This is a genomic window from Limnohabitans sp., from assembly GCF_040401495.1.
Taxonomy (GTDB): domain Bacteria; phylum Pseudomonadota; class Gammaproteobacteria; order Burkholderiales; family Burkholderiaceae_C; genus Limnohabitans.
Window position 1 is genome coordinate 19,743 of the sequence record NZ_JBBAOI010000005.1, and the last position, 12,783, is coordinate 32,525.

A 12,783-nucleotide genomic window follows, 5' to 3' on the forward strand; every position below is an offset into this window, starting at 1 on the left:
AACTCTTACACAAGGAGACACACATGGCTACAAATCTTGCATTAGACCCAGCACTTCTGGACAAGGTGCTCGCTGTCAGCGGCGAGTCCACCAAAAAGGCAGCCGTCACACTGGCGCTCAAAGAGTTCATCGCGCGGCGTGAGCAAAAAGGTGTTTCAGCCCTGTTTGGCAAGCTGGAATGGGATGCCACTTACGACTACAAAGCGGAGCGTTCCAGGTCATGACACTGTTGGTGGACACCAGCGTTTGGTCGTTGGCGCTTAGGCGCGATGTGGAAATCGGCACCAAAGAGGTCGTTGCATTGCGTGAGGCGATTGAGGGTTCTGACGCTGTCGTGACGACGGGCTTGGTGCTGCAAGAGTTGTTGCAAGGGTTCAACGGCCCCAATGACAGACAAGCCATCATTGATCGCTTCGGCACCTTACCCCTGATTCAACCGGACCGCCAAGACCATGTGGCCGCCGCCGAGGTGCGCAATGTCTGTCGTCGCTCAGGCGTTCAGATCGGCACCATCGACGCATTGCTGATACAACTGTGCGGCCGCCACGATTTAACGCTGCTGTCAGCGGACAAGGATTTTTCAAACGCGGCTGCGTTTGTGCCCTTCAAGCTATGGGCAAGAAAATGAGTCGGACTAGTTCAAAGCCATGCTCAAACGGCGGCGGTATTTGGAGATCAATTCTGCCTGCGGGTCTTCTTGGGCAGCGGCTTTGCCGGTCAGCTCGATGCCGCCAGCGGATTTGCCTGGCACGGCTGCTTCGCCTTTGGCCTTAGGTGGGGTCAACAATTCCAAAATAGCCACGATGTTTTTGCGTGCGGCTTCTTCATTCCAAGCTTTGTCGCGCATGACGATTTCCAACAGCTCGTCCATCGCGGCGGTCCATTCGGCGGCGGCCATCAGCAAGCGCGCTTTGGCCAAGCGGGTGTCGAAGTCGCGTTTGTTTTTCTCGATCAGCGCATCAAACTGTTGCAGCGTCCAGTGCGCTCGCTCGTCGGTATTGGCGAAATGCAGCGCCTCGCCCCAGTGCTTTAAGGCATCAAAGCGCAGTTGCAGCGGAATTTGCGCCAAGGCAGGTGCCAAAGCGGCTTGCGCTTGTTCCAACTCTCCCATGGCCATGAGCAGCTTCACATAGTCAAAACGCGCCTCGTCGTTGGCGGGGTTGATAGCCAAGGCCTCTTGCAACTTCGCCAAAGCTGAACCCGTGTCGCCTTGCGCGAGCAAGGCTTCGGCTTCATTCAAGTCTTCTTCGGCGATCAACTCGTCCTCGCTTGGCAAATGCTTGTCTAAAAATTCACGCACCTTGCCCTCTGGCAATGCGCCCATGAAGCCATCGGCGGGCTTGCCGCCCATCATCAACACGCAGGTGGGAATGCTGCGAATGCCAAAGGCTTGAGAGAGCGGCTGCTCGTCGTCGGAATTGATCTTGACCAGCTTGAAGCGGCCGCCGTAGTCGACCTCCAACTTCTCCAACACAGGGCCCAGTGACTTACAAGGGCCGCACCACGGCGCCCAAAAGTCAACCAACACAGGTATATGGGTGGAAGCCACGATGACTTCCTCTTCAAAATTCGCAACGGTCACATCGATCATGGGGCGGGTTCCAAGGGGAATAAAATCTATTTTCTCTTAACCGCCTAGCTTACCCGCAGTTCACACTGCTAAACCCTTATGAACCCTGTTCTTGTCGGTGTGGTCATGGGCTCCAGCTCAGACTGGGACACCATGCAACACGCCTCGCAGATACTGCAAGACTTTGGCATCGCCTTTGAAGCCAAGGTGGTGTCTGCCCACCGCATGCCTGAAGATATGTTCGCCTACGCCCAAGGGGCTCAAGCACGTGGACTTCGCGTCATCATCGCCGGCGCTGGCGGCGCAGCCCACCTGCCTGGCATGTTGGCCGCTAAAACCACAGTGCCTGTGTTGGGTGTCCCTGTTCCCAGCAAACATTTGCAAGGTGTTGATTCCCTGTACAGCATTGTGCAAATGCCCAAAGGCGTGCCAGTCGCCACCTTTGCGATTGGTGCCGCAGGTGCGGCCAATGCGGCTTTGTTTGCGGTGGCCATGCTGGCCCATGGCAACCCCGCTTTGCAAAACGCTTTGGACGCTTTTCGCTCCCAACAAACCGAGGCTGCACGTGCCATGACCGTGCCCCCCGCCGCGTGAAGCCTTTGTTGCCCGGCGCCACCTTGGGCGTATTGGGCGGCGGTCAATTGGGCCGCATGTGGAGCCATGCCGCGCAAGCGCTGGGCTATCGCACCGCTGTCCTTGACCCCGACTCGCACAGCCCCGCGGGCTTGGTCAGCCATGTGCATGTATGTGCCGACTACCTCAACGCTGCAGGTTTGGCCCAGTTGGCTGCACAGTGCCAAGCCGTCACCACCGAATTCGAAAACGTACCCGCCGAGGCCTTGCGCCAACTGGGTTTAACGCTGCCTTGTGCGCCCAGCGCTGAACCCGTGTCGGTGGCGCAAGACCGCGCACGTGAAAAGAAGCACTTTGTGAGTTGCGGGGTGCCGGTGGCGCCCCACGCCGTTTTGCACAGCATGGACGATGTCAACCGAGTAAACGCCGCCCTTCTACCGGGCATTTTGAAAACCACCCGCATGGGCTACGACGGCAAAGGACAGGTCCGTGTAGCGAGCTTGGCCGAGTTGGCCCCCGCTTGGCTACAACTGCAAACGTCTTCGAACCCCACTGCCTGTATTTTGGAAAAACGCTTAGCCTTAGCCGCTGAATGCTCGGTGGTACTCGCTCGAGGCTTTGAAGGCCAGATGGTGCATTTGCCGCTGCAGATGAATCTACACCGTGATGGCATCTTGGCAGTCACCGAGGTGTTTGAACAGGCAATGCCCGCCGCCACTGAACAACAAGCGCTGAAAGCCGCCTATGAAATCGCCAAAGGTTTGAACTATGTGGGTGTGTTGTGCGTGGAGTTTTTTGTGTTGCAAGATGGCCCCGATCGTGATGCGCTAGGCCCCTTAGTGGTCAATGAAATTGCCCCACGCCCCCACAACAGCGGCCACCACAGCATTGACAGCTGCGACGTGTCGCAGTTCGAATTTCAAGTGCGTTGCATGGCGGGTTTGCCGCTGACCACACCACGTTTGCACAGTCCCTGTGTGATGCTGAATTTGTTGGGCGACTTGTGGTTTGCCAAAGACGCCCAAAATGGCGCTCAAACCAGCGAGCCACCTTGGCCGCAAGTGTTGGCGCTGCCAGGCGTGCATTTGCACCTGTACGGCAAAACCGAGGCACGCAGGGGTCGCAAAATGGGCCACCTCACCATCACCGCTGCCACACCCGCCGCCGCGAAAGCGGTTGCCCTACAGACTGCAGCTTTGCTGGGCATTGCCGCGTGGTGAGCGCTTTCTCCAACGAGGTGATGCACGCCGCGCAAGCCTTGGCGCGGGGTGAGTTGATCGGTCTGCCCACCGAAACCGTGTATGGCTTAGCCGGTGACGCTTTAAACCCCAAAGCAGTCGCTGCCATCTTCAGCGCCAAGGGTCGCCCCGCCGACCATCCGCTCATTGTCCATGTGTCAGATGCGGCTCAAGTTCCTGCTTTTTCAAATCAAGTGCCTGAATTTGCCCACCGCCTAATGGCTGCTTTTTGGCCAGGGCCGCTGACGCTTATCTTGCCCCGCTTGGCAGGTGTCGCTGAAAGCGCTGCAGGTGGTCACCCCACGATTGCGCTTCGCTGCCCCTCGCACCCCTTGGCAATTGCGCTGTTGCAGGCGGCGCACAACGTGGGCGTGAAAGGTGTTGCCGCTCCCAGCGCCAATTTATTTGGCCGTGTCAGCCCCACCACCGCGGCGCATGTGCGTGAGGCCTTTCCTGCCTTGCTGGTGCTTGATGGCGGCGCTTGCGATGTGGGTATTGAGTCCACCATCGTCGACTGCAGCCGCGCGTCTCCCGTGCTGCTGCGCCCCGGTATGCTGAGCCAGTCGCAACTCAGCGTGGCTTGCGGTGTGCAGGTGCTGAGCGCATTGCCACATTTGGCAGACCCCCAAGTTGAGACAAGTCCCGCCTCCCCTGGCAGCTTGGCCTCGCACTATGCGCCCACTGCTCGCTTGCACCTCATGAGTGCGGCGCAAATGGCTGCGCGTTTGCCAACTGCTGGCGAGTCTGTGGCCGTCTGGGCATGCAGTACTTTGGCCATCCCTTCAGGTGTGCGCTGTTTCTCCATGCCCACCGATGCCGCTGCTTGCGCCCACGATTTGTTTGCCCAACTGCGCATGATGGATGCACTGGGTGTGCAAGAAATTTGGGTGGAATCCCCGCCTTTGGGTGAAGCATGGGACGGGGTACGCGACAGGCTACAGCGTGCTTCAACTCGATGACATCGCCAAATTAATTGGGATCTGACCCCAATTGTTCCAATTGTTTTAATTGTTCTGAGCGTGCCAAGACATAAATGGTTAGCACAATGCACAGCGAACCCAACACGTCGAGCCAGCCAAAAGCGACATCCAACCAAAACACCGACACCAAAGCAGCCGACAAAGGCTCGGCGCAAGCAAAAAGACTGGTGCGCTGCGGCCCAATGGTTTTGACGGCCAGCAAATAGCAATAAAACGGCACCAAGGTGCCCAGAACCACGATAAACAACACAGCCAAATATGTGCCACGGTCCCAGCTGCCAGCAATATGCCAAGGCTGGCTCCAGCCGGCAAAGGCCAAGCCGCCGATCAGCATGCCCCAGCCCACCACCACGGCTGAATCCTGGCGTTTAAGCAAAGCCACGGGCTGCAAGGTGTAAAAAGCCAAAGCCAGTGCCGAAGACAAGCCCCACAGCAAGGCCTCGGGGCTGATTTGCAACACACCTATCTCGCCGTGCGTGACCAACAACAGGGTACCCAGCATGGCCAGCCCTATTGCCACGAGTTCTCGGTGCGAAGGCCGTCGTCTATGAACCGCCGCCAGATACACCGCAATGACTGTCGGCCCAAGGTATTGCAGCACCGTACCGACGGCGGCATTGGAATGCTCTATCACAGCAAAATAGGTGTATTGCACGCCCAACATGCCCAGCACGCCAAACGCCAGCAGTTGTCCTGCGCTGTGTGCGGGTCGCCAGACGGCCATCACTTGCGATGGGTGAAGCCACCATGCCCACACCAGAAGCAACACACCAGCAATGAGCAGCCGCACAGTGACCAACCAATCGATGCGGATGCCCTTTTGCTCGAACACATACTGCGCACAAGCGCCAGAAATACCCCACAGGCTGGCAGCAAACACCGCTAAGGCTGCACCCACATCTTGTTTGCTGAATTTAATTGGGGTCAGACCCCGATTAATTTTCACTTGCCTGCAGTCCAATCGATCAATGCATCCATCACGGGTCGGGCTTGGTGGGCGTTGGCATGGTTGACCATGACCACCAAAACATAACGCTGGCCTTGTAGGCCGTCAACATAGCCGGCCACACCCATCACGTCGCGCAAGCTGCCGGTTTTCAAATGGGCTGATGCTGTGCTTTTGCTGCGCTTTAAGGTGCCATCGACGCCTGTGAGCGGCAACGAGGCCATCAATTCAGGCATAAAGGGTTGTGCCCATACCCATTGCAATAACGCGGCCAAGGCTTGCGGCGAGATGCGCGCTTCGCGGCTGAGGCCTGAGCCTTTGTCCATGATTGGCGCCTCTTGACCAAAACGCTCACGCCACCAACCCTCGACCACCGCTTTGCTGTTGGCAGCATTACCAAGGCCACGCTGCTGCAAGCCCAGCGTCAAAAACACTTGCTCAGCCATGACGTTGTTGCTGAACTTGTTGATGTCGCGTACCACCTCGGCCAAGCTGGGCGACTCATGCGACCACAAAGGCTTGAGGTGGGCGGGGATAGCGCCTTCGCGTACCGTACCACTGAGTTGACCGCCCAGTTGCAACCACATGCCGTGAATCGCTCGGGCCGCGAAGTGCGGCGGATCGGCATACGCCACCGGCCACACTTTGTCTGCACAGGCCAAAGGGTAGGCGCCCGCAAAACCAAAGCGTAAAGGGTTTTGAAAATCCGCTTTGAGGCTAGCGCGGTAGTCGCTGCAATCGGCATTGGAGAGCGGCACACTGGCTTGAACCTGCACCCCTGCCAGAGGCGGCTCGACATGCACCCGCGCCACCTTGTTGGCTGCATCGGGCACAAAGTGCAGCAAAAATGATTTGTAGCCCAACAAAAGAGCGTCTGGCGAGGCGTTGTAGGGGCGCAGTGGCTCGCCGTCGAATCCGCCCGGGTCTTGCGGCGGCACTTCAAAAGCGCTGCGGTCCAAAACAATGTCGCCTTGGATTTTTTGAATTCCCATGCCTTGCAAGCGGCGCAGAATAAGCCACACCTGTTCGACCCCGATTTTCGGGTCGCCTTGGCCCCGGACATATACGTTGCCCTGCAAAACGCCTTCACGCACAACGCCATCCAGCGCCAAGGGGGTTCGCCAAGTGAAAGCCGGCCCCAACAGGTCCAGGGCCGCAGTGGTGGTTACCAGCTTCATCAAAGACGCGGGGTTTCGTTGCACATCAGCGTAGTGCAAAAGCCGCGCTGGCTTGGGGTTGCCTGTACCCAAGGGTAAGACCACCACGCTCAATGCATCGCGGGGTATGGCAGCTTGGCGCAATGCTAATTCAACGTTGGGCGGTAACTGAGCAAAACCGCTTATTGAACATGCACAACATATGAAACACGTCAAAACTCTTCGTAGAGTTTTAATTTGTTTACTCATTGTTGCTTTATCGAAAGATAAGCTAGGCGCTTTACTTCTTTTCTAGCCATGGTTAAAGATTCTGTGATCAGCCCAGTCACAAGACATATAAGACTGGCCGTGCCCAATGCGCCAATGAGAATCAAGGTTGGAAATTTGGGGACAAGACCAGTTTCCTGGTAAGCGATGTATATAGGAATAAAGAGAAAAAGCATGGTTGTTGCCAAGGCAAATGAAATAAGTCCAAAAAAAATAAATGGCTTCTCTCGTATAACCAATTGTAAAATAGCATATAAGATTTTAATACCGTCTTGATATGTATTTAATTTACTTTCAGAGCCTTCAAGTCTATTGGTATAATTTGTATTAATTTCTCTTGTGGGCATATTCATTTCTAGAGCATGAATTGTTATTTGTGTTTCAATTTCAAAGCCTTTGGACAAACTTGGAAAAGATTTAACATATTTCTTTGAAAATGCCTTATAACCTGAAAGCATATCGGTAAATTCAGCCGAAAAAATTGATGCCACTATTGCTGTGAGCATCCAATTTCCAAATCGATGGCCTTGTCGATAATTTTTAATATCAGACTCAACTCTTTTCCCATTGACCATATCGCAACGCTCATTTATTAATAAATTGATCATTTGCGGCGCTATGGAGATATCGTACGTGCCATCACCGTCCACCATCAGGTAATAATCTGCATCTATATCCCCAAACATTCTGTAGACAACATGACCTTTACCTTGTTTAGATTCAGAGCGAACAATTGCACCAGCCTTTTTTGCAACTTCAGCAGTTTTATCTGTGGAATTATTATCGTAAACGTAAACTTGTGCATGTGGTAAGTAATTTTTAAAATCCAATACAACCTGACGAATAGACAACTCTTCGTTGTAACAAGGTATAAGAACCGCTATTTCCATTTTTAATCAACCTTTTGTGCAACTATATAAACATTTTTACCGATTAACCTATTCAATAATAAATCAAATAAATTATTCAATGGGAAGAAATATCGGTCATAGATTTTTAATATACGCGGATTAATATAGTTAATATTATAACCTAGGATTTTATACAAAAATGTAGCGCATACTCCAACAGAATCCACATAACTAGACTTCAATAGTAGCAATGATTTACCTTCAAATAGTTTAGTTAATGTTTGAATATTGTAGCTTCGATGGTGCCCGACTCCTCTGCCCATCTGTGAAAAGAGAAAATTGGCTGCGGGTACATAAATGAAGATAATCCCATTCAGTGTTAACCTTTCAACCAGTTCGTTGATGGTGGCTTGATCATCGTCAAAATGTTCAAGCGCATTAAAACTATATATAAAATCTATGCTTTGTTTTTCTACTCTTTGAATATTGGGCTCAGTAGTAAAACCTTTTTCTTTCAGAATTTGGGAAAGATTAAAATCGGGCTCAACGCAAAGAATACTTTCACAATATGCAGATGCATTTTTGGCAAATACACCCAAACCTGCTCCAAAGTCCAATACATTACTTCGATTGTTAAGATATGGTTTAATCAAATTTTGTAAATGTGAATTGTAGTTTGTGGTGTGTTGCATTACTGATAATTTATTCCTTGCATCGTAATTTAAATTGTCTGGTAGGTTAACTCTGTCAGCTGACCTGTTTGTAAATACTATTTTTCGAGAACCGATATAAGTAAATACCATGCTACATAGAGAAGCGAAGGCCAAAGCTAAAATTGGGTTAATTGCCTCAAAGTTTTTATTTGTAATTATTAAATAATATATACATAGGTTTATCAATCCTCCTATTAGTTGTACAAATACATACCGACGCAACTCTTCAATCGCTTTATTTTTACTTGTGAATGTGATTTTCCTGTTGATGAACCAGGTTACAAATACTGCAAGTGGAAACGAGATAAGCCTTGCAGCAATAGATGATGCTGCAAATAAGGAAACAGCAATTTGAATAATTGCTATTTCTGTTAAAAAACCCATGCCGCCCGTAAAAACAAATAAAATAATTTTCATTGTACCCTTGCCAATTTCACTATATTTTCATTTGAAATTTTAAATAATAGTGAATCATTTGGGTTGTATTCAATGTTCAAGTGTTTAAGATAAAAATTTATAAATTCTTCTGAAGGGTTCGCTAAAAATAGGTAATCATAGCTTGAAATCTTATCTTTAAATTGCTCTACCGTTAAAGGACAAGACCAAATATCATCTTCATGTTTTGGTGATTGCGGCGGCTTTATAAAAATACATTCAGAATTATTTTTTCGAGGCATTAAATAATATGAAAAAATCACACTCTCGTCATTAGATCCGTCACTCCAAACTATATATATTTTTGCATTTTCATGCGTTTTTTCTTTAACATATTTTGATAATTTACTGATCTTCCCAGCTGTATTTGTTGGAGAAATATTGACTCCGACTCTTGCCAGGTCTATTAGAATGCGCCCCGTGTTTGGCAAAATAATTAGTACAGCGGTTATTATTAAAAATATTTTATATTTTTTTGTTTTTTTGCCGGAACTTATATTTATTAAACTGCCGCCAATAAAAATCAATATGCCAAGTAAATATGTTAATGTATATCTGTCGATAGACGCTAATCGAGGACCTTCATAATCACTAAAAGAGAAAAAATACAGCAATAAAAGTATGAACATATACACTGGTAAAATTGTATAAATCGTTATATACGGCGTAATGTTTGAATTAAATTTAGATTGTTTTATAGCTATCCTTAGCCCTCCCAACAATATTAAGGATATTAAAAACCAATAGGTTGATAAATGATGAGAGAAAAACAAATAATCTATAAATCGGTTTATTGTTAAGCTTTGCCTCTCTGTGGCGGTGGCCGGATTAATGGCGCTGAATATTTTTGCAATTGTTAAATCGGCTTTAAATCCACTTGAAATATCATGTGCTAAAAGATGATTTTTCCATGTCCATTCAAATAAAAGCAGCGCAATTATTATTAGCATTAAAACTGTTAATTTAATGTGTATTTTTTTATTGCCGTATTTAAGATAGTCTATCCCAATGATTGCTAACGAAAAAATTGCAAATAGGATTCCTATTTGTTTAATCTGAACTGTATACAACAGCAAGGGAATGGCGGCTATTAATGCTGTATTTTTGTCTTTCCATCCGTAATTGAAATATAAATATAATACTATACCAAAAGAAAATCCAAGTAATAAATCGGCCCACAAAGAATGAAGCCCTAAACCAAATATCCAAAATAATGAATATATACTTAAAGAAGTTAATATGAATATTTTTTTCTTTTCTTGGGATATATATTCGGAGACAGGAATTAAAAGTGGCGAAGAAAATATAAGAAGAAGCAGTCCATTTGCAAAAATTGCAATATGGTCTTGATAACCACTAAAGTGAGTAAAGAAATAGTGAAAGAGTGCCGCTATTGGCGGATAATCTTTAACTCCAATCAAATCTGTATTTATTATTAATCTGTTATTTTCTGCTATAAATCGAGACATCCTTCCCCAATGGCTGTAATCATCAATAAATGGGAATATGCTGTAGGGCTCTGTTTGACAAAAAATATAAAATCCGACTACTGATAAAAAGATATATATTTCATCTGGCTTGGGTTGTTTATTTTTAAAGCTTTGATATCCAGCTATTAAGCCTGCCCAACCAATTATTCGAATCGTTATAGCTGTTATTTCAAGGTAATTTGATAAAGCCCCTATGTACAGCAGGATGGATATGAGTATTACCCCATATAATAACGATGTGCTAAATCTTATATTTAATTTTTTTTCAATTGTTAAAGCTATGCCTAGCAACGACAAAAGTGTTAACAAAATCTGTATGTGTTCCAAGGCATTTCCTTCTTAGTCTTATCTTAATGTACTAAGGGAAATTTTTATCATGTATATCTTTTTGCATCGTCTGCGCCAGTTGCCTGCGCGCACCTTGGGCGCACTTGCTGCGGTCATCACGGTCGTCATTTGGACCGCCTTCATAGTGATTGCCCGCGCATCTGCTCAAGGCTATTTGTTACCGCTGGATATCGCCTGTATGCGCATCATGGGTGCCAGCATGGTCTTGCTTCCTTGGGGTTTTGTATGGGTGCGGCTTATGCGTAAGACGCAAGTCGACGCGGGATCTTTTTTTGGTTTTTCCCCTCTACCTTGGTCTATTACTGTGCGCTGCGGTGTTTTTGGTGGCTTACTGTATGCGGTGCTGGCTTACAGCGGTTTCTTTTTCGCGCCAGCAGCGCATGGTTCTGTGCTGATGCCAGGCACTTTGGCTTTGTGGGCCAGCTTGTTGGCGATCCCCTTGTTGGGTGAGAGGCTGCACCGTAACCGCCTGCTGGGCTTGGCCTGTATCACGGGCGGCGGACTGCTGGTGGGCGGCAACAGCTTGCTTCATGCGATGGATGGTGGCGAGGTTTGGAAAGGTGACTTGTTGTTCATGGCGGCGGCGTTTTGCTGGTCTACCTACAGCGTGCTGAGTCGCCGCTATGGTTTGCAAGCCATTCCTGCCATCATTGCCATCACCTGTTTTGCTTTTTTCAGTTTTGTACCGACGTACGCGCTGCTGTGCGCCATCGGTGTGCTGCAAACCCATTTGCTCAGTGCGCCAATCAGCGAGGTCTTGTTTCAAGCTGCATTTCAAGGCGGCGGCTCGGTGGTGATTTCAGGCATCACCTTCACCCAAATGATTCGCTATTACGGGCCAGTGCGCTCGACCATGATCACCTCCTTGGTGCCAGGCCTGTCGGCCTTGGGTGCAGTGTGGTGGTTGGGTGAGCCGCTGGACTGGCCTTTGATCGCTGGTTTGCTGTTGGTGACTTGTGGCATTTTGTTTGGCGTTCAAAAAGCCGCTCAAAGGTGATTGCTTGATACTCCTCGCCATTGATTGCAGCACCGATCGCATGTCTTTGGCGCTGTGTCATGGTGAGCGGCGCTGGCAGCATGAGGGGGCGGGTGGTGCGCAAGCGTCTGCGGCATTGATACCCGCCATCATGGGCTTGCTGGAAGATGCGCAATTGAGCTTGAAAGACTTGGATGCGATTGCTTTTGGCCGAGGCCCAGGCGCCTTCACCGGCTTGCGAACCGCGTGTGCGGTAGCGCAGGGCTTAGCTTTGGGCGCCGCTTTGCCCGTGCTGCCCATCGACACGCTGCTTCTGCTGGCTCAAGCCGTGCGGCTGCACTCGCCAAGGGCTTTGTGCGTGCTAGACGCCCGAATGGGGCAGGTTTATGTGGCTGCTTATGAACACGGCCCAGACGGTTGGCGCTGCCTGCAAGCGCCTTCTTTAAGCCAACCCGAGGCCTTGGTCTTGCCCACAGAATGGCAGGGACAGGGTTTCGTACTGGCCAGCAATGCCCAAGCGCTTTATTCAAACACCTTTTCCCAATGTGTAGCCCAAGGGGGCGAGGCGATTGAAGCTTGGCCGCAAGCCTTGGCCATGTTGGACTTGGCCGCATTGGCCTACATACGCGGTGAAGCGCTAAGCCCTGGCGAGGCCCTGCCACTGTATGTGCGCGACAAGGTAGCGCTCACCAGCGCTGAACGCTTGGCTGCAAATGTTTCTCGCAGCGCCTAAACTGTGTCTCCACCATGCGCTTGACCATGCCTTTTTCTTCCCCGACCCCGTTGGACGCCATCGCGCCTGTGCAAATGACGGCGCAGCACCTGAACCAAGTGCTGAATGTGGAGCAAAGCGCCTACTCACACCCTTGGACGCAAGGCAATTTTGGCGACTCCATCGCCTCGGGTTACCACATGCCGGTATGGTTTCAAGACCAACACCTGCTTGGCTATTTGGTGGCCATGCGTGGTGCCGATGAATTGCATTTGCTCAATATCACCGTGGCCCCAGGTTTTCAGCGCAGGGGTTGGGGCAGCCATATGTTGCGCACATTGATCGACTGGTCACGCGAGCGTGGTGTTCATGCCATTTGGCTTGAGGTGCGGGCAAGCAACCATGCCGGCATTGCTTTGTACCAAGCCCATGGCTTTGAACTGCAGGGTGAGCGCAAAAATTACTACCCCCTGTCTGCCAACCAGCGAGAAGACGCGGTGGTGATGGGCTTGCAGTGGTGAGTGCTT

14 protein-coding genes are annotated in these 12,783 nt (G+C 49.9%); 8 read left to right on the plus strand and 6 right to left on the minus strand.

Annotation, left to right across the window (positions count from 1 at the left end; all coding sequences use genetic code 11):
• The first annotated feature begins 23 nt into the window (after window positions 1–23).
• Window positions 24–224, plus strand: a complete 201-nt coding sequence (locus AC9UEO_RS05155) for a type II toxin-antitoxin system VapB family antitoxin (RefSeq protein WP_509530695.1) — start codon at window positions 24–26, stop codon at window positions 222–224.
• Window positions 221–628, plus strand: coding sequence for a type II toxin-antitoxin system VapC family toxin (gene vapC / locus AC9UEO_RS05160; protein ID WP_509530697.1), 408 nt, complete (start codon window positions 221–223; stop codon window positions 626–628). Before AC9UEO_RS05155 ends, vapC begins: the two co-directional genes overlap by 4 nt.
• Window positions 629–634: 6 nt before the next feature.
• On the opposite strand, the gene AC9UEO_RS05165 is transcribed toward vapC, so the two are convergent.
• Window positions 635–1,591, minus strand: coding sequence for a tetratricopeptide repeat protein (locus tag AC9UEO_RS05165; RefSeq protein ID WP_509530699.1), 957 nt, complete (start codon window positions 1,589–1,591; stop codon window positions 635–637).
• Window positions 1,592–1,669: 78 nt separating this feature from the next.
• On the opposite strand from AC9UEO_RS05165, the gene purE reads away from it, so the two are divergent.
• Genes purE through AC9UEO_RS05180 form a run of 3 tightly spaced genes read left to right on the plus strand, consistent with a single transcriptional unit; the run spans window position 1,670 to window position 4,340 of the window.
• Window positions 1,670–2,164 carry a 5-(carboxyamino)imidazole ribonucleotide mutase gene (gene purE, locus AC9UEO_RS05170; protein ID WP_509530701.1) on the plus strand — a complete coding sequence of 165 codons (495 nt, stop codon included), beginning with the start codon at window positions 1,670–1,672 and terminating at the stop codon, window positions 2,162–2,164.
• Complete coding sequence (locus AC9UEO_RS05175) at window positions 2,161–3,363, plus strand: 5-(carboxyamino)imidazole ribonucleotide synthase (protein ID WP_509530703.1); 1,203 nt, start codon at window positions 2,161–2,163, stop codon at window positions 3,361–3,363. Before purE ends, AC9UEO_RS05175 begins: the two co-directional genes overlap by 4 nt.
• Window positions 3,357–4,340, plus strand: a complete 984-nt coding sequence (locus AC9UEO_RS05180) for an L-threonylcarbamoyladenylate synthase (protein WP_509530705.1) — start codon at window positions 3,357–3,359, stop codon at window positions 4,338–4,340. Before AC9UEO_RS05175 ends, AC9UEO_RS05180 begins: the two co-directional genes overlap by 7 nt.
• Window positions 4,341–4,350: 10 nt before the next feature.
• Here AC9UEO_RS05180 and AC9UEO_RS05185 read toward each other — a convergent pair whose 3' ends face one another.
• From AC9UEO_RS05185 to AC9UEO_RS05205, 5 genes are read right to left on the minus strand one after another with little or no spacing between them, the layout of a single operon-like run.
• Window positions 4,351–5,307, minus strand: coding sequence for a DMT family transporter (locus AC9UEO_RS05185; RefSeq protein WP_509530707.1), 957 nt, complete (start codon window positions 5,305–5,307; stop codon window positions 4,351–4,353).
• Complete coding sequence (dacB, locus tag AC9UEO_RS05190) at window positions 5,304–6,713, minus strand: D-alanyl-D-alanine carboxypeptidase/D-alanyl-D-alanine endopeptidase (protein ID WP_509530709.1); 1,410 nt, start codon at window positions 6,711–6,713, stop codon at window positions 5,304–5,306. Before dacB ends, AC9UEO_RS05185 begins: the two co-directional genes overlap by 4 nt.
• Window positions 6,710–7,621, minus strand: a complete 912-nt coding sequence (locus AC9UEO_RS05195) for a glycosyltransferase (protein ID WP_509530711.1) — start codon at window positions 7,619–7,621, stop codon at window positions 6,710–6,712. The genes dacB and AC9UEO_RS05195 overlap by 4 nt, the downstream gene beginning before the upstream one ends.
• Before the next feature lie 2 nt (window positions 7,622–7,623).
• Window positions 7,624–8,712 (minus strand): GtrA family protein, encoded by a 1,089-nt coding sequence (locus AC9UEO_RS05200; protein ID WP_509530713.1) that lies wholly within the window; start codon window positions 8,710–8,712, stop codon window positions 7,624–7,626.
• Window positions 8,709–10,547 carry a hypothetical protein gene (locus AC9UEO_RS05205; protein WP_509530715.1) on the minus strand — a complete coding sequence of 613 codons (1,839 nt, stop codon included), beginning with the start codon at window positions 10,545–10,547 and terminating at the stop codon, window positions 8,709–8,711. The genes AC9UEO_RS05200 and AC9UEO_RS05205 overlap by 4 nt, the downstream gene beginning before the upstream one ends.
• A 49-nt stretch (window positions 10,548–10,596) precedes the next feature.
• Between AC9UEO_RS05205 and AC9UEO_RS05210 the strand changes: the two genes are divergently transcribed.
• The 3 genes from AC9UEO_RS05210 to rimI are packed head-to-tail and all read left to right on the plus strand — an operon-like array spanning window position 10,597 to window position 12,777.
• Complete coding sequence (locus AC9UEO_RS05210; RefSeq protein WP_509530717.1) at window positions 10,597–11,565, plus strand: DMT family transporter; 969 nt, start codon at window positions 10,597–10,599, stop codon at window positions 11,563–11,565.
• 4 nt (window positions 11,566–11,569) lie between these two features.
• The gene (gene tsaB, locus AC9UEO_RS05215; RefSeq protein WP_509530719.1) at window positions 11,570–12,277 is read left to right on the plus strand and encodes a tRNA (adenosine(37)-N6)-threonylcarbamoyltransferase complex dimerization subunit type 1 TsaB; all 708 of its coding nucleotides are present in this window, start codon (window positions 11,570–11,572) and stop codon (window positions 12,275–12,277) included.
• Between the two features lie 26 nt (window positions 12,278–12,303).
• Window positions 12,304–12,777, plus strand: a complete 474-nt coding sequence (gene rimI, locus AC9UEO_RS05220) for a ribosomal protein S18-alanine N-acetyltransferase (protein ID WP_509530721.1) — start codon at window positions 12,304–12,306, stop codon at window positions 12,775–12,777.
• Window positions 12,778–12,783 lie beyond the last annotated feature (6 nt).

What these genes read in the sequence shown, in the direction of transcription:
- AC9UEO_RS05155 (WP_509530695.1), top strand. Translation starts at nt 24, where the DNA reads ATGGCTACAAATCTTGCATTAGACCCAGCACTTCTGGACAAGGTGCTC.
- vapC (WP_509530697.1), top strand. Translation starts at nt 221, where the DNA reads ATGACACTGTTGGTGGACACCAGCGTTTGGTCGTTGGCGCTTAGGCGC.
- AC9UEO_RS05165 (WP_509530699.1), bottom strand. Translation starts at nt 1,591, where the DNA reads ATGATCGATGTGACCGTTGCGAATTTTGAAGAGGAAGTCATCGTGGCT.
- purE (WP_509530701.1), top strand. Translation starts at nt 1,670, where the DNA reads ATGAACCCTGTTCTTGTCGGTGTGGTCATGGGCTCCAGCTCAGACTGG.
- dacB (WP_509530709.1), bottom strand. Translation starts at nt 6,713, where the DNA reads ATGAGTAAACAAATTAAAACTCTACGAAGAGTTTTGACGTGTTTCATA.
- AC9UEO_RS05195 (WP_509530711.1), bottom strand. Translation starts at nt 7,621, where the DNA reads ATGGAAATAGCGGTTCTTATACCTTGTTACAACGAAGAGTTGTCTATT.
- AC9UEO_RS05200 (WP_509530713.1), bottom strand. Translation starts at nt 8,712, where the DNA reads ATGAAAATTATTTTATTTGTTTTTACGGGCGGCATGGGTTTTTTAACA.
- AC9UEO_RS05210 (WP_509530717.1), top strand. Translation starts at nt 10,597, where the DNA reads ATGTATATCTTTTTGCATCGTCTGCGCCAGTTGCCTGCGCGCACCTTG.
- rimI (WP_509530721.1), top strand. Translation starts at nt 12,304, where the DNA reads ATGCCTTTTTCTTCCCCGACCCCGTTGGACGCCATCGCGCCTGTGCAA.